The following is a 22995-nucleotide window of genomic DNA, read 5'->3' as shown; positions in this document are numbered from 1 at the left end:
TTTAACCACCCAGTTTTTTACCGGTTTTCATCTCTTTTACGATCTTCCTGAGGATCTTTTCATCATAACCCTCTTTTTTCAGCTCTTCTACAACCTCATCCAGACTTTTCCCTTCTTCCTTAAGAATCTTGCCCAGCAGGAGGTTTAAAAATCTCTTCGCCCCCTCCAGAGCAAGGCCGCTCTCAACGATTATGGCTAAAACGGCCACCCCCAGTATCACATAGAAGGCCTTCATCCTGTCAAAGCTCCTTCTTATCACGACGGTCCCCATGGCGTAGGGGTTGAAGTTCGAGTGATGGGCCTCATCAACGTAAACCACATCAGATTTTATGTACCCTGCGAAGTTCCTTATGAACGGTTCGTTCCTATCGAACATGTCGTTTATGAAAACGCTCGGGTCTGAGAAGAGGATTATCTTCCCGTTGCCATAGCTGAGCTCGCTCATCACCGGGAGTTGCCTCGGATTGTTTCCCAGAATGGCCACTTTGCTCGTGTATATCGAGCCCTCCGCTCCCACTATCACGGAAGGTACGTTGAGGATCAGCTTATCTACCCCAACGCCAAGCTGAGGATCGGTTATCCTGACGAGCTCCGGGAAGTTGTAGTTCTTCGAGTAGAACACATCCAGAGGTTGAAGGCCGCTAAACCGGGCCGTTACGTTCAGGCCTTTCAAAATATCGTTTCCGGTTCCAAAGTCGTCTATAAGAACGAGGGTTCCCCCGTTATCTAAAAACCTCTTTACCTCCTCGATTTCAGCGGAAGAATACCCAAGATCAGGCCCGAGAATTAAAAGAGTGCCCGTCCTCTCACCTATGCCGAAGGAGTTGAAGGGGGTTATCACGGGTATGACGTCTGCTTCTTCGTAGAGCAATTTCCCGAAGCTGGAAGCCCCGTTCCATCCGGTATTGAAAAGGCTAAAATCCGCACTGGTGTAGAATACCGGAACGCTCAGTGGCATCACGAGGATGAAAATCCCGAATGCAATCATTATCGCATAAACCGCCCTCCTCATAGCTCCTCCCCCACTATGAAAGACACTATGAAACCGGCCACGTGTCTGAGGTACTCCAAGACTTCTCTTCTCCTGAGGATTTTCTTTCCATAGAAGTGCCTCTCGTAAATGGTGGTGATCTTTTCCAGATGGTAGGCGAAGCTCTCCCCCTTCAACCTGCTCACGAGCTCCCTTGGCGTTAAGCTGGTCTTTAGGCCGTAGTGCCTGATGAGCTTGTGGTAAATCTCCCTGTACATCTCCCTTAGGGACCTGAACTTTCTAACGTCTTTATCCTTTTTAGCCTCCTCCATTGCCTTCAGGAGGGCTACGAACTCCTCATCGCTCATCCCTCTATGGGCCCTCCTGTAGAGCCTGTAACCTAAGAACGCTATCCCGAATAGGAGGGCTACGATGAGAATGATTAGGAAGGTCTCAAAAAGGGAAAAGCTTACGATTTTAAGGGTTATCGTATTTGATCTGGCCCTCTCATAGTAATCATCGCCCGGAAAGATGGCATAGACCCCATGGTCCCCGGTTTCGTTGAAGACAACGTCAACCTCAAAGTCCCCCATTGTATGAACTTCTGCGTGGGGTTTGCCATCGACGTAAACTATAACCGGAATCTCCCTTCTGACCCCGCTAACGGTTCCGCGTATCTTAACCTCCTCCCCAACCTTGAAGCTCTCTTTATCGGTCTTTATCTCAATTCTAACGGGATACTTGAGGAAGGTAAGGCTCAGAAAGGCCGAACTTCCGGCATAGACATCACTCCCGGCATAGCTGACGTTCAGAAGTTTTTTCCCGCTTTCACGGGCGGTAACGTTGAAGGAAAAAGCCCCGTTCTCGAGGGTTGAAACCCTGAACTTTCCCTGATCATACTCAACGAAAAGCTCTTCCCCGCCCAATGCGTTTCCATAATGATCCAGCAAAACACCCCTTACATTCACGCTCTGGTTGATGTACGCACTCTCACCTGAGGAAAGGATTATCCGTGTGGGGATCCTCAAAACGCTTATTTTTAAAGTGTTGGACCTCTCAAGGCTCCCGTTCCTAATGCCGGTTGCAAAGACCTCGTAGTTACCAATCCTATCGAAGGAATAGACAAAGGAAAATCGATCGTTCTTAACATTAAGGACAACTGTCAGGTTTCCAATGTGAAGGTTGACGGTGGTGAAGTTGGGTGCATAACCGTAAAAGGTGACGTTTTCTTGGACAAAGGGGTTAAGGTTGGAGGCGTATAGAAGGAAGAAATCAGGAGGCAAAACTTTATAGGTGCTCAAAACCCTCTCATAACCGGAATACATCTTCTTGATCTTCTCCAGCTTTTCCCTGAGGGATGAGGTGTCAAGCCTTAAGGTGCTGTTGTCCTCGTCAACGAACTCAAAATTCTCGATATTAGTGAGGGCCCCCTCGGCTTTGGAAATTCCCTCGCCCATCATTTCCAGACCTAAGCTCGCGTTGATGTAGGCCTGATAATCACCAGTCTCTCTAACTTCCTCTATGTTTTCCAGAAAGAGGTTTTGGCCGAGGGCTATCCTCTTAATTCCCCTCCCGAGATCAAGGAAGGTGGGTAGATAATCTTCAACCTTTGCCCTTATTCCAAACGACCTGTAGAATTCTATCTCCTCCCGGGTTAGGTTGAGCTCTGTTTCAACATTATTGGCATAATAGAGGCTTTGGTTGTCCTCCGCGATTATCCTGTCAAGGGTCATTTCTGAATAGAAGAGAATAACCTGGGAGTAGATGTAGATCCCCCTGTCGTTCTCATAGGCCTTTTCATATTCAAAATGCCTTTCCATGGCTGATCCAAAGCTGCTGAAGGCCAAAAGTATGAGAATGATTGGAACAATACTCCTATTCATTTTCCTCAAGTTCAAAAGACCATGATAAACATTTTAAAGTTAATGGTTTCAAATGACTGGGGGAGAATTATGGAAGTGGAGAAGATAGCAAGCGCTTCTCTGGGTGGCATTGGGGTTTCTCTGCTTATCTACGGGGCGATAAATTCCAACCAGAGTTTGGTTAACCTCGGATTTGCGGGCCTTTTTCTGGGTTTTGTAATACTAACGTTTAAATCAAAGGAATACATAAGGAGAGAGGCCCTTGATAACCTAGTTTTTCCCTATGCTGAAATGCTCCGGGATATGGTAAGGGACCTGGGCCTTGAGGGGAACGCTTTATACATACCACCCTATGAGAACATGCCGGAGGGAGGGACGTTCATCCCACTCCATAGAGAGTTCGACCTCGACCTCGGAAGAATGGATGAGGAGACGGTCTTCCTCACCAATGTGGCCAATGAAAGGCAGATGGGCCTTCGGATAAGACCAGCAGGAGCAGATCTGGTCAAAAAGTTTGAGGAGCACTTCGAGGCTCCACTCGATGGTAGCGGCCACAAAGCGGTTGAAAGCGTTGCCTCATCGGTTTTAAGGGCATTCGATCTCGCCAGAGGAGTGGTTATAGATGAGGAAGAGGGAGGAGGGTTTAGGATAGTTGTAAAGCCTACAAACATGAATGTATGCAGGAAAAACGTGGAGGGCTGTAACCAGACCGCATGCCCCGTGTGTTCCTCCATCCTTCTGGCCCTTGCAAAAGCGACCGGAGAAGTCATAGAGAGCGAGGAGTTTTCTATAAAGGACTACGGCATAGAAATAAAGGCCAGGAAGCTTGGGGGCATTGCGAAATGGATGTAGAGGACTACATATTGCTTTTCCTCTCCTCATGGGTTCTTATCTCTGCTCTGGCTGTGAAAAGCGTCGACGTATTTCTCACGCTAACCCTTATAGGCCTTCTCATGACCCTTGAAGTCGGAAACCTCTTCCTCAGCAGGGAGCAGAAGGAGAACCTGAAGCCCCTCGTGGAGCTCTTGCTGGTCATCTTCGCCATAATAGTCATGAAGAAGGTCTACGAGGTTCTGGGCGGGTGAGCTTTGAATTCATAAAGCTCTACTTGGAGTGGCTCAGGAAAACCCCGAATGAAATCTGGAGCAGACGGCAGGCGGAGTTCATAAATGCCCTCCTTGAAAACGCAGTGAACTTTCCCCTGTCAAAGGAAGAATACCTGAGGATAAAAGAAAGGGCCCGGAAACTGAAAGGGGGCAAAAGAATTTAAAGTCACTCCTCCTTTCAGTGATGGTGGTCACATGGAACTCAGGGATTACTGGGATTTAATAACCATCATCTTGCTCTCAATCATCCTAGATCTTCTCATTCTCCTATACCCTGACAACTTATTTAGAAAAGTCCTCGGACTGGCCTTCGTCCTCTTCTTTCCGGGCTATGCCTTTATAACCGCCCTCTTTCCCGAGAGGAAGGAGCTCGACAACATCGAGAGGCTCGCCCTGAGTTTTGGCCTCAGCATTGCCATAGTTCCCCTCATAGGCCTTGCCCTTAACTACACCCCCTGGGGGATAAGGCTAACGCCCATTCTCGTCAGTTTAACGGCCTTTAACATCCTTTTCTCCATCGCCGGGATTTATAGAAGGGCCAGCGCCGTTAACCCATGGATTCCGGGGATAAGCCTCGAGAGAATAAAAGAGGAGCTCGAATGGGAGAAATCAAGCAGGCTTGACAAAGCTCTAACGGTGGTTCTCATCATAGCCATCCTCTCTTCAATAGCCACGCTTGGGTATGTCATAACCCATCCAAAACCCGGGGAAAAGTTCACCGAATTTTACATCCTCGGCCCGGGAGGAAAGGCCGCCGATTATCCGACGGAGCTCTTCGCCGGGGAGAACGGAACGGTAATCATCGGCATAGTCAACCACGAATATAGAAACGTTACCTACTACGTCCAGATATGGCTCGTCAACCTGACCTATGATTCCAGCACCAATCAAACTCACATCCACAGCATGTACCTGATGGACACGCTCAACGTCACCCTCCCCCCCGTTCCTGTGAATGTTGAGGGCAACTGGACTCCCCAGTGGGAGACCAATTACACCTTCAGCATAGAGAAACCCGGAAGGTGGCAGCTGTGGTTCCTGCTCTTCAAGGATGACCTGCCCGAACTCCCCCCTGCCCCTGCGGACGGCAACTACGCGGAAACCGAGGCGAGGAACCTTATCCTCGAGGCCATAAACGGCACCATACAGAGTCTGAAGCTCAACGTGAACGTCAGATGATTATGAGTGAATTTGGAGATTTTAGCAGTTCTTTTTGTACTTCGCCATTTGAGGGTTTTTATTGATCTACATATTTTATTCTGTAGCTTAGTATTCATTTGCTCCTAATGTTTTGAGCTTGATTATTACTTTCTTTAGAAAAATTTATAAATAAAAAATGGTACTTCTCTTGAATTACTTCCTTGGGTGATGCTATATGAGATACGAGACAGTTGTAGCAGTTGGCATCCTCGCGACTCTGCTGGTGCTCTCAGCCCCGGCGAGATCGATCTTCACGGACGTTGCTAAATCTCAGGGCAACGAGTTCGGCTCCGGGGAGTTCGACATAGGGATAAGCAAGGACGGAAACAGGTTCTACGACGACCTGAAGCTTTTCGAATTTTCGGACCTAAAGCCCGGGGACGAAAGGACGTTCACCTTTTACGTCAAGAACCGCGGTGAGGTGGACGTTTCAAGGCTGGCGATGGTTTTCGACATCGAGGACCTCGAGGACGGCATGAGCTCGGCGGAAGAGGAAGTGGATAACACCCCCAACGTCGGAGAGCTGAGCGGTTATCTGACGATTGAGGAACTTAAGGTCTATCTGGGCAACGATTCGTGGAGCATCGATTCCGTAAAGGGGAAGAGCCTAAGGGAGCTGAACGGAACGGAGGTAGAACTCCTGACGGAGCCCATGAAGGAGGACGAAATTCTCAGGGTCTCGGTGACGGTTAAGTTTTCCCGGGAAGCGGGAAACGAGTGCCAGACCGATAAAGTCATAGTCAACGTGGAATTCAACGCGGAGCAATGAACTTTTAAACCTTCACCCAATTCTTTTCCCATGCTGAAGGATATCGGTATCGTCTTCGACATGGACGGCGTTCTCTACCGCGGAAACGAGCCGGTTGAAGGAGCCAAGGAGCTCGTAAGTTTCCTCAGAGAAAAGGGCATTCCCTTCATCTTTCTCACGAACAACTCCACAAGGGATGCCCGGATGTACAGGGAAAAGCTCGAAAGGATGGGCATAGAGGTCCCCGGGGACATCATAATCACCTCGGGTCTGGCGACGAGGCTGTACATGGAGAGGCACCTACGGCCCGGGAAGGTCTTCGTCATCGGTGGTGAAGGGCTCCACAGGGAGATGGAAAAACTTGGCTGGGGCATCATAAGTCTTGAAGACGCCAGAAATGGCCTCTGGAGGGACGTAAACTACGTCGTGGTGGGTCTCGATCCAGAACTGACCTACGAGAAACTGAAGTACGGCTGTCTGGCGATAAGGAACGGGGCGAAGTTCATAGGGACGAACCCGGACACGACCTATCCTGCCGAAGAAGGCATTCTCCCGGGGGCTGGCTCGATAATAGCCGCCCTGAAGGCCTCAACGGGGGTGGAACCCCTCATAATAGGAAAGCCCAACGAACCGGCATACGAGGTCCTCAGGAGCGTGCTAAACTCGAAGGGGAGGGAAGAGATCTGGATGGTGGGCGACAGGCTCGACACCGACATCCTTTTCGCCAGACGCTTCGGCATGAAGGCGGTGATGGTTCTGACGGGAGTGAACACCCTTGCGGACGTTGAGAAAACCGGGATAAAGCCGGATCTGGTTTTGCCGAGCGTTGGGGAGCTTCTCGACTACCTGAAAACCCTCGCGGAGGAACCCGAATGAAACTCGAAGAGCTCTTGAAAAAACTCATATGGCAGGAAAACGAGCTTTACAACCTTCACAAGCTTGGAGAAACCTTCGCAACCTTTGAAAGACCGGAGCTGGTTGAAACGTTCCAGCTTATGGCCGAGGAGGAGTTAAGGCACCGGAAGACCCTCGAGGGGATGCTCTTCGGAGGGGCCCTGAAGGGAACAACCGTCATAGACTACCTCGAAAGCCTCTCCCTCGAGCCTCTGCTGGGGGATGAGCGGGCGGAACCGGAAGGGCTTGAGGAACTTGTCCTCGAGGCCCTGATCCGGGAGAGGCATGCTTACGAGCTCTACACGAGGCTCGCCGGCATTTTGGACGGTTCTTTGATGCACATCTTCAAAATGATGGCCGGAGAAGAACTAAAGCACGCCTACAGGCTCAAACTCATATACGAAGGCCTTTGAAATCTGGATAAATTATCCGACATCTCCCTTTTCTACACCCTCACCCACCTATCAAAGGTTGCCCCATGAATTCGTCATCCCGGCGAAGATGGGAAGGGTAAGGTATATGTAGGGGATGTACCCGATAGACCTTCGCTGATGCTTTTACCAATGGGGGCAAAGATGAACAACTATATGTCAGAGGTGTTCCTATGGTAGTTGAAAAAGTGATGAAAAGGGATGGAAGAATTGTGCCTTTTGATAAAGAGCGTATAAAGTGGGCTATACAGAGGGCAATGCTCGAAGTGGGGGTCCATGATGAAAAGCTGCTCAACAGGGTTGTCCGGAGGGTCGTCAGGAGGGTTAACGAGCTCTACGAGGGCCAGATTCCCCACATAGAGAACATACAGGATATAGTCGAGCTTGAACTTATGAGGGTCGGCCTTTTTGATGTTGCAAAGGCCTACATCCTCTACCGCAAGAAAAAGGCCGAGATAAGGGAAGAAAAGAAGAAAATCCTCAACAAGGATAAGCTGGATGAAATAGACAAGCGCTTCTCGATCAACGCCCTCAGGGTTTTAGCGAGCAGGTACCTCATAAGGAACAAGGAGGGTAAAATCGTCGAGAGCCCGAAGGAGCTCTTTGAAAGGGTTGCAACTCTCGCCGTTATTCCGGATCTGCTCTACGACGAGAGGGTTTTCTCGAAGGAAGGGGGATACGAAAGGGATCTTAGAAAGGTTGAAGAATACCTCCGGAATCCCGGGAAATTCGACGGGCTCTACAGGGTGGGCAGGTTCGGGCTCAACAAATACCACTTTGAGCGTTTGCTAAACCTCTACCGCGAGCTGGCTGAAAAGGGCCAGATGAAGGTTGACGTCGATGAATTCCTTGAAATGCTCGAGAGGGGAGACTTTGACGAGTACGAGAACGAGATAGAGGAGTACTTCCGCCTCATGACGGAACAGGTCTTCATGCCCAACACGCCGGCGTTGATAAACTCGGGTAGACCGCTCGGTATGCTCTCGGCCTGCTTCGTCGTTCCAATAGAGGACGACATGGAGAGCATAATGAAAGCTGCCCATGATGTTGCCATGATACAAAAAATGGGCGGAGGATGTGTGGATGGAAATGCTAGGATAATATTTGAGAACGAGGGAGAGGAGCACCTAACAACCATGGCTGAAATGTACGGGCGTTACAGGACTCTGGGCGAGTTCTATGATCCGGAGTACAACCGGTGGGGCATCAGGCTTGAAGAAGTCCCCGTTTACGTCCGCTCCTTTGACCCCCGGAACGGAAAGATCGTTAGGGGAAGGGTGAGGGCCATCTGGCGCTACGAACTCGATGAGAATGTTACAAAGTATAGCATAAAAACCAACAAGGGAACGAGGATTTTAACTTCTCCATGGCATCCGTTTTTCCTGCTTACACCCGACTTCAGGATCGTGGAAAAGCGTGCCGATGAGCTCAGGAGTGGAGACATGCTCATTGCGGGCATGCCCGAAGAGGAGGACGTTGAGTTCAACTTCGATTACTGGCTGGCGGGCTTCATAGCTGGAGACGGGAGTATGGGCAAGAATAGAGTTAGGGTGAAAGGGCATGAATACGTTTACGACAGGCTGAGAATATACGACTACACCCTTGAAACGCTCGAAAGGATAAACGGCTATCTCGAAAAACAATACGGAAGGCGTTATTCCTACCAGAAGGACAGGAACATCCACTACATCGACATTAAGGCAAAGGAAATCACTTCCCATTACGTCCACCTGCTTCAGGGCATAGATGAGGGAATCCCACAGGCAATTCTCAAAGGGGGTCCCGGTGCGGTGTTCTCATTCACAGCCGGCCTTTTCGACGCCGAGGGCCACGTAAACGGCAAACCCGGTGTTGAGCTCGGCATGTCAAACAAAAACCTTGTTGAGGCGATAACCCACTATCTGAATGCTCACGGAATTAAGGCCCGAATGAGAGAGAAGCCGAGAAAGGATGGCGTTGATTACGTTATGCACGTTGAAGAGTACTCATCGCTGCTCAGGTTTTACGAACTCATAGGAAAGCACCTCCAGAACGATGAAAAGAGAAACAGGCTTGAGAAAGCTCTTGAACGGTCCAAGGGTGGGACCTTTGGTCTGTCATTAAGCTTTGAGTCGTTCAAAGAATGGGCAAAACAATTTGGCGTCGAATTCAAGACCAACGGAAGCCAGACGGTTGGAATCATCGATGGGGAAAAAGTTTCACTGGGGCAGTGGCACAAAAGGGAAAAAGTTGCCAAGGCTACACTGGTGAGGTTCCTCAGGAAGCTCATCGAACACGTTGATGAAAGAAAAGAAAAAGAAGAGATTAAAAAGATGTTGCACCTTATCGAGGGTCTCGAAGTCGCCAGGGAAATAACTACAACAAACGAGCCCAAAACGTTCTACGACCTTACTGTTGAGAACTACCAGAACTACTTAGCTGGAGAAAATGGAATGGTCTTTGTCCACAATACAGGTCTTAATTTCTCAAAACTCCGTCCAGAGGGTGATTTCGTTGGTTCAACAGCAGGGGCAGCCAGTGGCCCGGTCAGTTTTATGCACCTCATCGATGCGGTAAGCGACGTCATCAAGCAGGGGGGCGTCAGAAGGGGAGCCAATATGGGTATCCTCGAGGTCTGGCATCCCGACATCGAGAAGTTCGTCCACGCCAAGGAGAAGAACGTGGGGACCAACGTCCTGAGCAACTTCAACATAAGCGTCGGCATATGGGAGGACTTCTGGGAAGCCCTCAGGGAGGGTAAACGCTACCCGCTCGTCAACCCCAGAACGGGGGAGAAGGTTAAGGAGATAGATCCCAAGAGCCTCTTTGAGGAGTTAGCTTACATGGCGTGGGCCAAGGCCGATCCCGGCGTGGTCTTCTTCGACGTCATCAACAGGAGAAACGTTCTGGAACCGGCCAAGGGAGAGAAGATCCGCGCAACTAACCCCTGCGGCGAGGAACCGCTCTACGAATACGAATCCTGCAATTTAGCGAGCATAAACCTCGCAAAGTTCGTGAAATACGACGAAAACGGGAAGCCCTACTTCGACTGGGAAGAATACGCCCGCGTGATCCAGAGGGTAGCCAAGTACCTCGATAACGCCATAGACGTCAACCGCTTCCCGCTACCGGAGATAGATAGGAACACAAAACTCACGAGGAGAATAGGCGTCGGTATGATGGGTCTGGCCGATGCTCTCTTCAAGCTCGGCATACCCTACAACAGCGAAGAGGGCTTCGCCTTCATGAGGAAGGCAACGGAGTATCTGACCTTCTACGCCTATAAGCACTCGGTTGAAGCGGCGAAAAAACGCGGAACCTTCCCGCTCTACGAGAGGAGCAGATACAGGGAGGGAGAACTTCCTGTTGAGGGCTTCTACCACAGGGAAACATGGAACCTGCCATGGGACGAGCTCGTAGAGGAGATCAAAAGGCACGGAGTTAGGAACGCGATGGTAACGACGTGCCCGCCAACCGGAAGCGTTTCGATGATAGCGGATACATCCAGCGGAATCGAGCCGATATTCGCCCTCGTCTACAAGAAGAGCGTCACCGTTGGCGAATTTTATTACGTTGATCCCGTCTTCGAGGCCGAGCTGAAGAAGAGGGGTCTCTACAGCGACGAGATCCTTCAAAAGATAAGCGACAACTACGGCTCCGTTCAGGGGCTGGAGGAGATTCCGGAGGATATGCAGCGCGTTTTCGTCACCGCCATGGACGTTCACTGGCTCGATCACCTTCTGGCCCAGGCTAACATCCAGCTCTGGCTCACGGATTCGGCGAGCAAGACGATAAACATGCCCAACGATGCCACCGTTGAGGACGTTAAGGCCGCTTACCTTTTAGCTTACAAGCTCGGCTGTAAGGGCGTAACGGTCTACCGCGACGGCTCGCTCTCGGTTCAGGTCTACAGCGTCGAGGGAGAAAAGAAGCAGCGCGTAAAGGCCAGACCGAGCGACTACGCGGTCGAAAAGCTCAGGGCGGTCGTTGAAGCGGAGCCATGGCTTGGAAGGTTCATAGACGTGGAGGGCATACTGAACGGCACCAACGGAAAGGAGAAAACCCAGAGCATGGGGATAACCTTCTCGGTTAGCAAACCATCCGCTCCGGCACATGGTCCCAAGCCCGAAATTCCGAAGGAGAAAGTTGAGGAGCTCCTCGGGGTTGCCTACTGTCCTGTCTGCTACGAGAAGGACGGTGAACTCGTGGAGCTCAGGATGGAGAGCGGATGCGCCACCTGCCCGCGCTGTGGATGGAGCAAGTGCGTTATAAGTTAACGTTTTTGTTTTTAACATCTTTCTGCCAACGGAGGCTTTTTAAAACCGAAGCTTTAACTTCTCTCCATCATTCAGGAGCCTTTAGGGTATTTCCTTAAACCGGGCTATTGGGGGTGTTGGAATGGACAAGGTTTACCTCACGTGGTGGCAGGTGGACAGGGCAATCTTTTCACTGGCCGATAAGCTGAGGGATTACAGGCCTGATGTAATAGTCGGCATTGCGAGGGGAGGCCTAATACCTGCGGTCAGGTTGAGCCACATACTGGGGGACGTCGAGGTTAAGGTGATAGACGTGAAGTTCTACAGGGACATCGAGGAGAGGATGGAGAAGCCGGTGATAACGATCCCGCTCCACGGCTCGCTGGAGGGAAAAAGGGTCGTTATAGTGGATGACGTGAGCGACACCGGAAAGACGCTGGAGGTCGTGAGGGAGGAGGTCGAGAAGGCTGGAGCAAGCGAGATAAAGATCGCCTGCCTCAGCATGAAGCCGTGGACTTCGGTTGTTCCGGACTTCTACGTATTCAGGACCGACAAGTGGATAGTCTTCCCGTGGGAGGAGTTCCCGGTTGTCGTGAGGGAGTGAGCTTTTTACTCTTTATTTACGTATAAAATTTTATCTTTTTCTATCAACTATCCAATTCTGGATCAGGATTAGGTCATACGTAAGTAAAAAGTAGTATGGATGTTTATGCTCAATGAAGGAAAAAATTTATAGGATCAATCGTCAAACTATCTGGGGGTGCGGGAATGAAGCGGCAGAGTCCGGTGGTAAGAACGGCCTACTACGCTCTAACCGGCCTCCTGAGCTTCGCCGCCTTCAGCGTGGTCAGTGCCTACCTGAGGATGAATGGAATAGGGCTTCCGTGGACCGAGGTGGTTAGCGGTGGTTACAGGGTGAACGGATTGGTGGCGCTCCTCATTGGCGGGACCATCGGGGTTGTCATCGCCTACGCCGGTGAAAGTCTGGCCCGTAAAAGGGGAAATCCAGCTTATTACTACGCTGGACCGGTAGTCATAATAGTGGTTCTGGCGATCACCGTCCTCCTGCTCTACGGAGGAGCCTGCGGCTACTGCAAGAAAGTGGTCTGCTCTCCGAATCCGGTGAAGGAGTGCGGAACTAACGTAAGACTCTCGTGGACGCTCTTTGAAATTAGGTGCGTATGTGCCGCCATCGTCAAAACACTGCTGTCCCTCTTGTGAGGGTTGGATATGCTCCCCTACTTTTATTTTAAGACCCTGATAAGAAGTCGTGCGTACGTTTTTCTCGTAGTTTTAATCTCACTTGTGAAGTTTAAACTCCCGCGGGGAGATGGAATGGATCTCTACGTGCTCCTTGCTGTTATCATAATCTCCCAGGCTGTTATGAACCTCATCGACCCTAAGAGAACTCTAAGAATTCATGCCCATCTCCTGAACCTTCCGGCCTCGATGGAAAGAATGGCCCTGCTCACGGCTCTGGGTCTTATCCCCCTCGTTCTTCCACTCCTTCTCTCACTGAAGGGATTCCTGCCGGTCTTTCTGGCCCTCCTTTCCATAGGGCTCGTCTCCCTCCTCTCCGCAGGTTCGAGACTGGCGTTGGTGACTTTCCCCCTCTCCCTCGTCTTCATACCCGCTGGCTGCGGCGACCTCAGGGCCCAGAGCTTCGTTGCGTTGACCGTTCCGTACCTTATCCATGGATTTAAGTGGTTAATAACGGGCATGCCGGCGAGGATAACATTCAGGGGCTTTGAGATAAACCTGAGGTATGTGGTTCCTTTAATGGGGGTCGTCTACGCCTTCGATACTGCTTATCCCGGGGAGATGAGCGTCTTTATCTCGGATGGTAGTGTAATCTTTCTGAACCCCGACTTCGAGCCCCTCCATTACGTTGGTTTCATGGCATTCACCATAGTTTCCATCTCCCTGCCCTATATGGCTGTTTATGGTATGAGAAACGGTGAATCAAGCGTTGATTATCTGAGGGCTATGGTTGGCTCCCCCATAATCAGGAGGACTGCCGGATTTGCTCTGGCCATGGCGGTTGCGATTCCCGTGTCCTTAAGTCTAACGTTCCTCAACCATCTGTCGATCTCCATGGAAAATGCCATAAAGTTCGGTGTACTCGGAGCATTATCTAACGTTGCGCTTCCATCTGGCTCTGATTCACGCCTGACGGGCTACTCCTACCTTTCCTATCTCGTACTGGTGCATCTACTTCCGGATGTTCCGTTGTATGTCGTGGTTTCTCTGGGGTTCTTTGTCTCGGTTTCACTTTACGATATCGATGCATGGAGGAAGAGGATATGAAAAAATCCGAAGTAATACCCAAAGTCCTGTTCACACGACTGCTCTGGGTTCCGCTCTTGGGGGCCCTTCCATTCCTATTCGTATGGCCAGCTCTGGGTCTCAGACTGGTAGCTTCGGCATCACTCCTGCCCCTAACATTCGCCGTTCATGAGTTTCTGCACGTTGTTCTTCTTCCCGATGATGGGTTCAGCTTTAGAGAAGGGCGGTTTTTTGAGATCACCGTGGAAAAGGAAGTCTCTCCGGGGATGGTGTTCCTCTCCGCCATCCTCCCGGCTGAGGTTCTTGGATCGATCGGATTGCTGGTAGTCTGCTACGATTCCCTCATAGCGTTCCCCTTCCTCCTTCATCTCATAGCTCTGCCAGAGGACGTTGCGGGAGTGGGAGGGATGAGGATTGAGTAATGAGGTACTTGTTATAAGGGAACTAGTCTGCGGGTACGATAGGCCCCTTTTAAAGGCCTCTCTGAGGTTAAGGGAAGGAGAACATGCAATCGTTTACGGAGAAAACGGGACGGGCAAAACAACCTTTCTGAAAACTATTGCAGGACTCAGGGAACCCTTCTCAGGGGAGGTCAGGATACTCAGGAAGAAGCCGGGGAGGGGAAAGCCGGTTATGAGGGAGGTGTTTTTCCTTCCCGAGGAGATATCCCTCCCGATCGAGCTGAGGGTGAAGGACTATGTAAACATGATCTCGGACATCTACGGTGAGAAACCGGACGAAGAGAGGATCTCCAGAGGTCTGGAATTTTTGGGGCTTGAACATCTCTACAACCGCCCGATAAAGGAGCTCTCTCAGGGACAGCGGAGAAAGGTCCAGCTTCTGACGGCCTACGTTCTCGAGAGGAAGCTGACACTCCTCGACGATCCGGTTATAGGAATCGACGAGGGAGGAGAGGACGTTGTTAAGACCATTATCCGAGAGCTCACTAAGGATGGTGCGGTTCTCGTAACCTCCCGGAGACCGGTAGACAGTCTGAACTGCATCCCCGTTGATGACCTGAAGCCGTAGGCAAAAATCCTTTTAACAACCCTCGGAGGAACTATCCCGTGGTGTGAGAGCCTTCATGGCCATAGAAGTGAGCGACGAATCCCGATGATCCCTTCAGGGTCCAGCAGAGGATCGAAACGAAGACCGGGGATAGGGTTCTTTGAGAGGGAAATCTTTAAATGAATAATGACCCTCTATTACGGGGGGCAGGTCATGGATATAATCACGGCGGTTATTCTGGCAGCACTTCCAATCTTGGCCTCAATATATTTTACGAGGTATCTGGGGGAAGAGTATGCGTGGATAAACAGGAAAATAATCCATTTTAGCATCGTTCCTGCAGCAATCCTGTACTATTTTGACCAGATCCCCAGAGAGGTATTTTCTCCCGCAGCGTTTATTTTTGGGTTGGTCCAGCTGATATTTCACATAAAAAAGAACAAACTTGGATGGTATCAAATAAAATCAAACTATGGAGAAGTTTTTTTCGCATTTTCGGCATCTTTAGTGGTTTTTGCCCTCCCTAAGAGCTATGCAACGGCGATTCTGCTGGCCATGGCAATAAGTGACGGTGTTACCGGCGTGATTAGATTCGCTTATTTTAGAAGAAACGGCCATAATGTGAAATTAAAAAAACACTGGAGCGGTAGTCTGGGTTATTTTCTCTCAACCCTTTTGATATCCGCGTTGGTCCTTCCGGAGTTTTCCTGGCCCCTGAAAGTGGTTTGGGGAATCATACTAACGCTGGCGGAATATCAGGCATTTTTAGATGACAACCTTGCGGTCCCCTTGGTAGGAACAATTCTTAAGCTGTTTATTTAACTACCCCGTTGATGAACCGGGGCGTAGGCAGAAAACCCTTTTAACCACTCCCGGGGGAACTATTCCGGTGGTGGTATGAGAGCCTTCATAGCCATAGAAGTGAGTGACGAAGTCAGGGATAACCTTGTCAGGGCCCAGCAGAGGATCGGAACGAAGGCGGCAAAGATAAAGTTCGTCGAGAGGGAGAACTTTCACGTGACCCTTAAGTTCCTCGGTGAGATAGACGACGCACGGGCGAGGGACGTCATGGAAGCCCTTGAGGGGATAGCGAAGAAGCACAAAAAGCACCGCGTCCGGGTTAAGGGGATAGGCGTCTTCCCGAACCCGAATTACGTGAGGGTGATCTGGGCGGGAATAGAGAATGACGGGGGAATAAACGCTATAGCCAGGGACGTGGAGCGGGAGATGAGAAAACTGGGCTTCAAAAGGGAGAAAAACTTCGTGGCCCACGTAACCATCGGCAGGGTGAAGTTCGTGAAGGATAAGCTCGAGCTTGCGATGGCCCTCAGGGATCTCGCGAACGAAGACTTCGGGGAGTTCACCGTTGAGGCGATAGAGCTGAAGAGGAGCACCCTTACGCCGAGGGGACCGATCTACGAGACGATGGCAAGGTTCGAGCTGGCGGAGTGAGGGAAATGGATCCGGAGGAGATCGTCAAGGAAGTTCTCTCGAGAATACGGCCCACCGTGGAGGAGAGGGCCTTCGTAGAGGGAATTATGGGGGAACTGGAATCGATAGCGTGGGAGACCATCGAGGAACTCGGTCTAAACGCAAAGCCCCACTTCGTCGGCTCACTCGCCAAGGACACCTACCTGGCCGGGGACCACGACGTTGATCTTTTTCTCGCCTTTCCACCGGATACGCCCGTGTCGAAGCTCAGGGAGGATGGCTTTGAACTCGTAAAGGCGATAGCCGGAAAACTTGATGATTACGAGGTCTCCTACGCGGAGCATCCCTACGTGAGGGCAAGCTACAGAGGCGTAAGCGTCGACCTCGTCCCCTGCTACGAGGTGAGCAACTGGAAGGAGGTTAGAACTGCTGTTGATCGCTCCATACTCCACACCGGGTGGGTGATCGAAAACCTGAAGGGCAGAAACGACGAGGTTAGGCTCCTGAAGAAGTTCTTAAAGGGGATAAACGCCTACGGTAGCGAGGTCTACGTGAGGGGTTTCTCGGGCTATCTTGCAGAGGTTCTCATCATAGAGTACGGGTCCTTCCTCGAGGTCCTTGAAAAGGCCGATTTCATGTTGCGGAAGAAGGTAATCGACCCCGGGAAATGGCTGGCCCGGGAGTACAGACTGGCCATGGAGACGGTAGAGAGGGAAGCTGACAGACCTCTGGTGGTGATAGACCCCGTTGATCCCCGGAGGAACGTGGCCTCAAACCTTGGATGGGAGCGCTACGGAAGTTTTTACTTCAAAGCTCCACTGTTCCTCGAGAGTCCCTCGGAAAGCTTCTTCTTCCCGCGAGAAAGACCGAAGGGAAGTTACCTCTCCGAGCTCAGAAGGAAGGGAACCCACCTCGTAACCCTGCTCTTCAACGAACCCGGGCTCGTTGATGACGTCCTCTTCCCCCAGCTCCTCAGGAGTGCCCGTGGCCTCGAGAGGGCCCTTTCGAAGGAAGGCTTCAACGTTCTGGGATGGGACTTCGGCAGAAGGGATAGGGCCTTCATAATGCTCGAGATCGACAGGCGAGAAAGGGAGAGGATTAAACTAAAACCCGGGCCGGAGTTCTTCACAGAGCAGGGGTGGGACTTTTACCGGAAGAACGATCGGGTGTGGATCGTCGGAAAGAGGCTCTTCGCGGAAAAGGCCGTGAGGGAGAACGTGGTGGACGTCATCGCCGGGCTTCTGGAGAGGGGACAGGTCGCCCTTGGAAAGAACCTGAGGGAGAGCATCGCGAGGGCTGAGATCCTGCTGGATTACGTCCCGAAGGAACTTGAGGAGGATGCCTACCTCTTCCTCAGCAGGGAGAAGTGGAACCTGAAGGGTTGACCGTCGGCAAAAAAGAACTGGAAGAGAAGGGCCTCACCTGTGCTCGCACCATTCCCTGTTCTCCCACTCGCCGTGCATCTCCCCGGGGATGTGGCCCGTATCAGCCACCGCCCATTCGAGGTTGTAGGACTCGATCAGGCCCCTCAGCTCTCCCTTAAGGGCCCTCCTCCCGGTGTAGAGGGCCGCCCTCGTCACCACGTTGTAACCGTTTCCGGGGACCTCTGGTCTAAGGGCGTCCAGCCAGGCATCTTCTTCCGTTTCCCAGCCCTCAAGCGAGGGCATCCTTCCGAGGTCCCAGAGGTAGTAGAGCCCCTCGAAGTTCAGCAGTCTCAGGTAGGCGTCCACGAAGAGACTCTGAATTTCATGGCCGTCGAAGTAGTCCATCAGCTCTATGAGGGCCTTTGCCATGACCGAGACGTTGCCGAAGGCCACCCTCGTGTCGAGGTTCTCCCAGAAGCGCGGACAGGAGTGGTTGGCGAGCAGCATCAGGTAGTAAACCCTTCCGAGCCTCAGGGCCTTTCTCTCCCCGCGGGCTGGCTCGAGAACGTAATCCTGTGACGTTTCCATGCCGAAGTAATCGTAGTAGTCCCGGAAGAATATCCTCGCGTAGCGCACAAGGAACTCCCGGGCATCGGCGTTAAGCTCCTCGAGTCCCCTCAGAACCCCCAGTCTAACGGTCCTGTTGAGCTCCTCGAAGAGGCGGGTGAAGGCCACCTTCCAGAGCTGGGAAATTTTCCTGCCCTTCACCTCCCGGGAAAAGACCCTTCCATCATCCCTGCGATAGCCGAGCCACCTCATGTCTCCGGTCCTGCCGTCGGTGCTGAGGTCGAAGTAGTCGCTCCAAGAGGAGTAATCCTTTACCCCCATCTCGAAGGAGCACTCGCCCTCAAGGGGCCTGAACTCGCCGGAGAGTTTCTTCTTCACGAACTCCATGGCCGAGATCCTTTCAACGCCCTCCTGCTCAAGCCCCTCCATCCAGCTTACGAAACGGTCGAGCTGGGCCGGGTTCCCGAGGAGGCTCTCCAGATCGCTGGCCGTGAAGATAAGGTAGGGAACTCCAGTGTCCTCCTTGAAATTATCCCGGCGTGAGAGGACAGCAGAGATCAATCCCTCCACGTCGAGGGTGTTGAAGGCGAAAGCGTCGCTTATGCCCCACTCCCGGCCGAAGACGAACGCTCCCCCGTAGCGGTTGCAGGAGTACTTGGCCTGCGGGAGGTCATAGATCAGCTGCCTCTCGTCGAGGAGAAAGACCAGCTTTTTATCGGTTGAGGACTCCACTATGCGGGCGCTATCCCTTGTTATCACCGCCTCCGGGAGCCAGTAGCCGATTACGTCCCTATCCCCGATCAGCGGGGAGTAGAAGTCAAAGGAAACCCGTGCGAGAATTTCCTGCTCGAAACCGTCCAGATGGGGAACTATCGGGTGAAAGGGTGTCGTTGGCACGGGATCGAACCTCTGAAGGAGCTCGACGGCCTCCTCAAAGGCCCTCCGGTGGTGCCTGAGGAGCATGAGAAAGGTGAAGGGCTCGATGTCGAGGCTTATTCCCCTCATCCGGGAGAGGAGGTCCGCTATGTACTCGTAGGAGTGGAGCATCGCCATCGTCCAGTTCCTGCCCTTAACCTCCTCCCCGCGGATCTTTATTGCAACGGGACTTACCCTCTCCTCGTAATCCAGGGGGCTGCTCCCGTCGCCGTCGAGAACGTAGACCACATCCCCCGGCTGGTAGGCGTGGAAATGGTGGGCGTACTTCATGAACATCAGGATTCACCGGCGGTGATATAATCCCCTCCCTTATCAGGCTTTCGCAGGGGAAAGGACATCATTACCCATAAACGTCCGATAGATTAATAAATGTGTGCATTGAAACAACCCCGGTGGGAGGATGGAACCGGAAGTGAGGAGGATACTCGGGAAGGATCTCGCCGCTTACCTCGAGCTCTTGAGGGCCAAGATGGCCTACGCAGAGGAGCTCTATGGGGTAAAGATCAACTACGTGCCGCTCGTCACCGAGGGCGAGATAGTCGTCCTCGACGGGAACGATGGAAAGATAAAGTGGCTCAGAACAAAGCGACCCCTTACCCCCCGGGAGTTCGAAGCCCTGGCGGATAGGATAAGGAAAAATCTCGAGAGCGGTTTCGTCGAGACCCTTCTGTCCATGAACATGAGCTGTGTAAACGTGCCCGGGGAGTGAATCAGCCCCCGTACACAACGGGGAGGACCTTTAAGACGTCTCCGTCATTCAAGGGATGATCTTTTGAAACTTTCCTTTCGTTTATAAGTAAATGGTGGTCATTTTCACTGAGTTTTAACATTGCAAGAACATCACTAACACGAGTTCCCTCTTTGACCTCAATTTCTATTTCGGGACCGTGCTTTAAAGCGGCTTCTCCATAGAGTTTAACTTTTATCTTCATCCCTCAACCCTCCGGGAATCTGACCTCACAAGAAAAGGATGGGGAAAAACTTAAAGATTTTTGGTTTCTCAGCACTTCTCAAACCCGATCTCCACGGGGGTTGGGTTAACCAGGTTGTCGCTAACTGGACAGCGCTCCTCAACCTGCCCGAGCCATTTTTTAAGGGTCTCCTTATCGGCATCGGTCTCCAGCTTAAACCTGACGTTGATCTTTTTGTATCCCGCTCTGTCCCCGTTTTTGCCCATGAACTTGGCCGGATTCAGGTTTCCTGAAACCTCGATTTTCATGGAGTGGATCTTGAATCCCATCTCCTTTGCCACCATGTGCCCCACGACGTTCAAACAGCCCGCCAGAGCCACCAGGATGTATTCCACCGGGTTGGGCCCGTCGTCCGTTCCCCCAAGTGAAGGGGGTTCGTCCACTATCACTTCAAAGTCCCTGACCTTCACCCTGAGTTTCGTGGGGGAAAGGCTTTCTCCCTCGGCCAAAAACTTCAGGTCTGGCATCTGCCGTTCACCGGCTTATTACTTGGTCCCGAGGGTTAAAAGAATTGCCAGAACCTAAGGTTAAGATAAAAAGGTTAAAGATTCAGGCGTTTCCTTATGCGCCTGACCTCGCGCTTTGCTTCGCCAAGACCGAGCTCCTCAAGAACCTCTTCCCTCGGGATTCCGTGCTCATCGTAGCCGATCTCCTCGTAGTATCGCCTCACCTTTGCCCTTAGCTCTTCCCTGTCCGGCGCTTTGCCCTTTACCGGGCCGTTTGGAAGGGGCTCGTAGAATCTCGGGGGATTGTCGTCATCCTCTGGCCCCCAATGGACGTCGGGCCCACCGAGGAGCAGCAGGATCCTCTGGAGGTGTATTATTCTCGGTCCGATTTCGTTCATCCACCGCTCGGGGGTGATGTTGAAACCGGTTACCGCGTTTCCGAATTCAAGGATGTTCTCAAAGCCCGGTTGCGTGACGAAGAAGCATATCACCGCGGAGTCGTAGAAGGCGCTTGTAAGCTCTCCCTCGTAGCCCTTGGCCGGAAGGGCCGCGGTCGATGTGTGGTCCCCGCCCTGAACGGAGACGGCATAGCTAACGCCCCTCGTGTAATCGAGCTCACTCCTTACCCCATGGGCACCTACGCCTATTCCCTTAACCTGAACCGCGTACTTCGTCGCATCCACGCCCTTCATTTCCGATATCCTCTTAGCTGCACGGTAGGTTCCCTCTGCCAGGATCTTCCCTATTCCCTCCCGGTTTATAATCACCTCGAGGAGCCTTGCGAAGGCCTTCTCGTCCCCCCATTTAAGTTCAAAGCCGAGATCTTCCCCCGTGAGGATCCCGCGCTGGTAGAGCTCCGCCGTAAAGCCGAGCACGTTGCCGGCGTTTATGCCATCCAGTCCAAGCTCATCCACGAGGTAAGAGAGGTAGACGATCTTCTCGGGCTCGAAGATGCCAAGGTTGGTTCCCAGATACGCCATAAGCTCATAATCGGGACCATCGGTAACAGAGCCTTTGTAGGGCCCGTTCCTCAGGTAGGAGATCTTCATACAGTTGACCGGGCAGCCGTAGTCCGCCCAGTACTTCTTTATCCAGACTTTGTTCTCAAAGTTGACGACGCTCATCCTCTCGTCATCGTGGTACTCCTTCTGCCAGTTCATGATGGGCTCACTTGAGCGGTCGTGTCCAACGCTGTATCCTCCTTCGGTTGTCCCCCACTCCCTGAACGTCACCGCTGAGAAGGATTTCCTCCAGAATTCCCTGATGAGGGCTTTCATCCTCTCCCTGTCGTAAACTTCAGGGAGTGATTTACTCCCCTTGACGATTATCGCCTTCAGGTTCTTACTGCCCATAACGGCCCCGTAACCTCCGTAACCCGCGGCATGCATGAGCTTCGTCATTATAGCTGCAAAGCGAACTCTGTTCTCTCCGGCTTTGCCTATGTACATCATCGCGGGCTCCTTCGGGATTCCCTTCAGCCTTTCCTTTTTCTTTATCTCCTCGTGGACCTCTTTTAGGAGCGTTCTGTAAAGCTCGGTACCGCCCATTCCCCAGTAATCGCTCGCATCCCTTATCTCAACGTTATCGTTGTGGATGAAGAGATAAACTGGCGTTTTAGCCTTTCCCCGTATGATGATACCATCGTACCCTGAGGCTTTGAGCTCCAAACCAGCTTCGCTGCTCAAAACACTTCCCACCACTCCATTGCTCTCGGGAGATTTTGAGACCACAGATGTCTTCATCCCCGGATAGTAGCCCGTCAGTGGCCCCGTAAGAACGAGCAGGAGGTTCTCCTCGCCGAGGGGATCAACCTTCTCCCATCTGTCCCCAAGCTCCTTCCATAGCAAGTATGTGCCAAGCCCCCTGCCACCGTAGAATTTTTCAAGAACTTCTCTGCTGAGCTCAATCTCCTTAATCTCCTCCCTGCTAAGATCAACATCGAGAAGCTTTCCAGCGTAACCGTACATCCCCATCACCTCAGAAGCTCTTCACCGTAAACTTTCTTCGCGAGATCGAAGCTCTTTTCCACGGGATCCTTTGCAAACGTTCTAAAGATTGATCTGTAGTTCCCTCTAACGATCTTCAGAGCATCGTGTCCCGCCTCATGGCAAACCTCGACACACTTTGGATTTCCGCCGCAGAGGTCACATATGACAACGCTGCCCTTACCCTCCGGAATCCTCGGGACGCTGCCGGGGCAGGCCGTTATACACGCTCCACATTCTATGCACTTATCTTCGTCCACCAAAACGGCTCCCGTTTTTTCATCAACGCTCAGCGCGTTCGTGGGGCAGGAATTTACGCATGGATAGTCCGGGCACTGTACACATGTGTGTGGCATGTTTATCCCTGGTAAGAACTCAAAGACCCTTATGCGGGATGCCTCTGGCCAGATGATTCCTTCATGCTCCAGCGAGCATGCGACCTCGCAGAGCCTGCACCCGCTGCACTTATCGGGGGTTATCAAAATCCAAACTCTTTCCACGTCCCCATCCATTTATAACACCCAACGATTCTGGAACAACATCGTATATATACTT

General features: G+C 51.9%; 24 protein-coding genes. 17 read left to right on the top strand and 7 right to left on the bottom strand.

Annotated elements, in window-relative coordinates:
• Window position 1: 1 nt before the first annotated feature.
• Window positions 2-1012, bottom strand: coding sequence for a DUF4350 domain-containing protein (locus tag A3L12_RS02815; protein WP_088882201.1), 1011 nt, complete (start codon window positions 1010-1012; stop codon window positions 2-4).
• Window positions 1009-2853, bottom strand: a complete 1845-nt coding sequence (locus tag A3L12_RS02810; RefSeq protein ID WP_088883202.1) for an Ig-like domain-containing protein — start codon at window positions 2851-2853, stop codon at window positions 1009-1011. The genes A3L12_RS02815 and A3L12_RS02810 overlap by 4 nt, the downstream gene beginning before the upstream one ends.
• A gap of 69 nt (window positions 2854-2922) precedes the next feature.
• On the opposite strand from A3L12_RS02810, the gene A3L12_RS02805 reads away from it, so the two are divergent.
• From A3L12_RS02805 to cca, 16 genes are all read left to right on the top strand, one after another.
• Window positions 2923-3684 carry a hypothetical protein gene (locus A3L12_RS02805; protein WP_088882200.1) on the top strand — a complete coding sequence of 254 codons (762 nt, stop codon included), beginning with the start codon at window positions 2923-2925 and terminating at the stop codon, window positions 3682-3684.
• On the top strand, window positions 3675-3917 hold the full coding sequence (locus tag A3L12_RS02800) for a hypothetical protein (RefSeq protein ID WP_088882199.1): 243 nt from the start codon (window positions 3675-3677) through the stop codon (window positions 3915-3917). The genes A3L12_RS02805 and A3L12_RS02800 overlap by 10 nt, the downstream gene beginning before the upstream one ends.
• A complete protein-coding gene (locus A3L12_RS02795; RefSeq protein WP_088882198.1) occupies window positions 3914-4102 on the top strand; it encodes a hypothetical protein in 189 nt (62 codons plus the stop codon). Before A3L12_RS02800 ends, A3L12_RS02795 begins: the two co-directional genes overlap by 4 nt.
• Before the next feature lie 31 nt (window positions 4103-4133).
• Entirely contained in the window at window positions 4134-5117 is a 984-nt protein-coding gene (locus A3L12_RS02790) for a DUF1616 domain-containing protein (protein WP_088882197.1), read from the top strand.
• A gap of 196 nt (window positions 5118-5313) precedes the next feature.
• Window positions 5314-5907: a TasA family protein gene (locus A3L12_RS02785; RefSeq protein WP_088882196.1), complete on the top strand. Its 594-nt coding sequence runs from the start codon at window positions 5314-5316 to the stop codon at window positions 5905-5907.
• Between the two features lie 30 nt (window positions 5908-5937).
• Window positions 5938-6762: an HAD-IIA family hydrolase gene (locus A3L12_RS02780; protein ID WP_088882195.1), complete on the top strand. Its 825-nt coding sequence runs from the start codon at window positions 5938-5940 to the stop codon at window positions 6760-6762.
• Entirely contained in the window at window positions 6759-7193 is a 435-nt protein-coding gene (locus tag A3L12_RS02775; protein WP_088882194.1) for a rubrerythrin family protein, read from the top strand. The genes A3L12_RS02780 and A3L12_RS02775 overlap by 4 nt, the downstream gene beginning before the upstream one ends.
• A gap of 191 nt (window positions 7194-7384) precedes the next feature.
• A complete protein-coding gene (locus tag A3L12_RS02770; RefSeq protein ID WP_088882193.1) occupies window positions 7385-11467 on the top strand; it encodes an adenosylcobalamin-dependent ribonucleoside-diphosphate reductase in 4083 nt (1360 codons plus the stop codon).
• 121 nt (window positions 11468-11588) lie between these two features.
• Window positions 11589-12050 (top strand): phosphoribosyltransferase, encoded by a 462-nt coding sequence (locus A3L12_RS02765; protein WP_088882192.1) that lies wholly within the window; start codon window positions 11589-11591, stop codon window positions 12048-12050.
• Window positions 12051-12214: 164 nt separating this feature from the next.
• On the top strand, window positions 12215-12667 hold the full coding sequence (locus A3L12_RS02760) for a hypothetical protein (protein WP_088882191.1): 453 nt from the start codon (window positions 12215-12217) through the stop codon (window positions 12665-12667).
• Between the two features lie 114 nt (window positions 12668-12781).
• Window positions 12782-13753 (top strand): hypothetical protein, encoded by a 972-nt coding sequence (locus A3L12_RS02755; protein WP_157726690.1) that lies wholly within the window; start codon window positions 12782-12784, stop codon window positions 13751-13753.
• On the top strand, window positions 13750-14154 hold the full coding sequence (locus A3L12_RS02750) for a hypothetical protein (RefSeq protein ID WP_088882189.1): 405 nt from the start codon (window positions 13750-13752) through the stop codon (window positions 14152-14154). The genes A3L12_RS02755 and A3L12_RS02750 overlap by 4 nt, the downstream gene beginning before the upstream one ends.
• Window positions 14147-14761, top strand: coding sequence for an ATP-binding cassette domain-containing protein (locus tag A3L12_RS02745; RefSeq protein ID WP_088882188.1), 615 nt, complete (start codon window positions 14147-14149; stop codon window positions 14759-14761). Before A3L12_RS02750 ends, A3L12_RS02745 begins: the two co-directional genes overlap by 8 nt.
• Window positions 14762-14926: 165 nt before the next feature.
• Entirely contained in the window at window positions 14927-15562 is a 636-nt protein-coding gene (locus A3L12_RS02740) for a hypothetical protein (protein WP_088882187.1), read from the top strand.
• A 75-nt stretch (window positions 15563-15637) separates the two neighbouring features.
• Window positions 15638-16192 (top strand): RNA 2',3'-cyclic phosphodiesterase, encoded by a 555-nt coding sequence (thpR, locus tag A3L12_RS02735; protein WP_088882186.1) that lies wholly within the window; start codon window positions 15638-15640, stop codon window positions 16190-16192.
• A 5-nt stretch (window positions 16193-16197) separates the two neighbouring features.
• A complete protein-coding gene (cca, locus tag A3L12_RS02730) occupies window positions 16198-17556 on the top strand; it encodes a CCA tRNA nucleotidyltransferase (protein ID WP_088882185.1) in 1359 nt (452 codons plus the stop codon).
• A 33-nt stretch (window positions 17557-17589) separates the two neighbouring features.
• Here cca and A3L12_RS02725 read toward each other — a convergent pair whose 3' ends face one another.
• Window positions 17590-19314, bottom strand: a complete 1725-nt coding sequence (locus tag A3L12_RS02725; protein WP_088882184.1) for a glycoside hydrolase — start codon at window positions 19312-19314, stop codon at window positions 17590-17592.
• 124 nt (window positions 19315-19438) lie between these two features.
• On the opposite strand from A3L12_RS02725, the gene A3L12_RS02720 reads away from it, so the two are divergent.
• Window positions 19439-19747 (top strand): hypothetical protein, encoded by a 309-nt coding sequence (locus A3L12_RS02720; RefSeq protein ID WP_088882183.1) that lies wholly within the window; start codon window positions 19439-19441, stop codon window positions 19745-19747.
• Between the two features lies 1 nt (window position 19748).
• Here A3L12_RS02720 and A3L12_RS02715 read toward each other — a convergent pair whose 3' ends face one another.
• The 4 genes from A3L12_RS02715 to A3L12_RS02700 all read right to left on the bottom strand — a co-directional run bounded on the left by A3L12_RS02715 (window position 19749) and on the right by A3L12_RS02700 (window position 22952).
• Window positions 19749-19970, bottom strand: coding sequence for a MoaD/ThiS family protein (locus A3L12_RS02715; protein ID WP_088882182.1), 222 nt, complete (start codon window positions 19968-19970; stop codon window positions 19749-19751).
• A 68-nt stretch (window positions 19971-20038) separates the two neighbouring features.
• Window positions 20039-20476, bottom strand: coding sequence for an OsmC family protein (locus A3L12_RS02710; protein ID WP_088882181.1), 438 nt, complete (start codon window positions 20474-20476; stop codon window positions 20039-20041).
• 74 nt (window positions 20477-20550) lie between these two features.
• Window positions 20551-22422, bottom strand: a complete 1872-nt coding sequence (locus A3L12_RS02705) for an aldehyde ferredoxin oxidoreductase family protein (protein WP_088882180.1) — start codon at window positions 22420-22422, stop codon at window positions 20551-20553.
• Window positions 22423-22427: 5 nt separating this feature from the next.
• A complete protein-coding gene (locus A3L12_RS02700; protein WP_088882179.1) occupies window positions 22428-22952 on the bottom strand; it encodes a 4Fe-4S dicluster domain-containing protein in 525 nt (174 codons plus the stop codon).
• Between the last annotated feature and the right edge of the window lie 43 nt (window positions 22953-22995).

This window comes from Thermococcus sp. P6 (assembly GCF_002214525.1).
Lineage (GTDB): Archaea > Methanobacteriota_B > Thermococci > Thermococcales > Thermococcaceae > Thermococcus.
The sequence above is the reverse complement of the archived record's forward strand: the minus strand, read 5'-3'. Positions and strand labels throughout refer to the sequence as shown.

What these genes read in the sequence shown, in the direction of transcription:
- A3L12_RS02815 (WP_088882201.1), bottom strand. Translation starts at nt 1,012, where the DNA reads ATGAGGAGGGCGGTTTATGCGATAATGATTGCATTCGGGATTTTCATC.
- A3L12_RS02810 (WP_088883202.1), bottom strand. Translation starts at nt 2,853, where the DNA reads ATGAATAGGAGTATTGTTCCAATCATTCTCATACTTTTGGCCTTCAGC.
- A3L12_RS02805 (WP_088882200.1), top strand. Translation starts at nt 2,923, where the DNA reads ATGGAAGTGGAGAAGATAGCAAGCGCTTCTCTGGGTGGCATTGGGGTT.
- A3L12_RS02800 (WP_088882199.1), top strand. Translation starts at nt 3,675, where the DNA reads ATGGATGTAGAGGACTACATATTGCTTTTCCTCTCCTCATGGGTTCTT.
- A3L12_RS02790 (WP_088882197.1), top strand. Translation starts at nt 4,134, where the DNA reads ATGGAACTCAGGGATTACTGGGATTTAATAACCATCATCTTGCTCTCA.
- A3L12_RS02785 (WP_088882196.1), top strand. Translation starts at nt 5,314, where the DNA reads ATGAGATACGAGACAGTTGTAGCAGTTGGCATCCTCGCGACTCTGCTG.
- A3L12_RS02780 (WP_088882195.1), top strand. Translation starts at nt 5,938, where the DNA reads ATGCTGAAGGATATCGGTATCGTCTTCGACATGGACGGCGTTCTCTAC.
- A3L12_RS02775 (WP_088882194.1), top strand. Translation starts at nt 6,759, where the DNA reads ATGAAACTCGAAGAGCTCTTGAAAAAACTCATATGGCAGGAAAACGAG.
- A3L12_RS02770 (WP_088882193.1), top strand. Translation starts at nt 7,385, where the DNA reads ATGGTAGTTGAAAAAGTGATGAAAAGGGATGGAAGAATTGTGCCTTTT.
- A3L12_RS02765 (WP_088882192.1), top strand. Translation starts at nt 11,589, where the DNA reads ATGGACAAGGTTTACCTCACGTGGTGGCAGGTGGACAGGGCAATCTTT.
- A3L12_RS02760 (WP_088882191.1), top strand. Translation starts at nt 12,215, where the DNA reads ATGAAGCGGCAGAGTCCGGTGGTAAGAACGGCCTACTACGCTCTAACC.
- A3L12_RS02755 (WP_157726690.1), top strand. Translation starts at nt 12,782, where the DNA reads ATGGATCTCTACGTGCTCCTTGCTGTTATCATAATCTCCCAGGCTGTT.
- A3L12_RS02750 (WP_088882189.1), top strand. Translation starts at nt 13,750, where the DNA reads ATGAAAAAATCCGAAGTAATACCCAAAGTCCTGTTCACACGACTGCTC.
- A3L12_RS02740 (WP_088882187.1), top strand. Translation starts at nt 14,927, where the DNA reads ATGACCCTCTATTACGGGGGGCAGGTCATGGATATAATCACGGCGGTT.
- thpR (WP_088882186.1), top strand. Translation starts at nt 15,638, where the DNA reads ATGAGAGCCTTCATAGCCATAGAAGTGAGTGACGAAGTCAGGGATAAC.
- cca (WP_088882185.1), top strand. Translation starts at nt 16,198, where the DNA reads ATGGATCCGGAGGAGATCGTCAAGGAAGTTCTCTCGAGAATACGGCCC.
- A3L12_RS02725 (WP_088882184.1), bottom strand. Translation starts at nt 19,314, where the DNA reads ATGTTCATGAAGTACGCCCACCATTTCCACGCCTACCAGCCGGGGGAT.
- A3L12_RS02720 (WP_088882183.1), top strand. Translation starts at nt 19,439, where the DNA reads ATGGAACCGGAAGTGAGGAGGATACTCGGGAAGGATCTCGCCGCTTAC.
- A3L12_RS02715 (WP_088882182.1), bottom strand. Translation starts at nt 19,970, where the DNA reads ATGAAGATAAAAGTTAAACTCTATGGAGAAGCCGCTTTAAAGCACGGT.
- A3L12_RS02710 (WP_088882181.1), bottom strand. Translation starts at nt 20,476, where the DNA reads ATGCCAGACCTGAAGTTTTTGGCCGAGGGAGAAAGCCTTTCCCCCACG.
- A3L12_RS02705 (WP_088882180.1), bottom strand. Translation starts at nt 22,422, where the DNA reads ATGTACGGTTACGCTGGAAAGCTTCTCGATGTTGATCTTAGCAGGGAG.
- A3L12_RS02700 (WP_088882179.1), bottom strand. Translation starts at nt 22,952, where the DNA reads ATGGATGGGGACGTGGAAAGAGTTTGGATTTTGATAACCCCCGATAAG.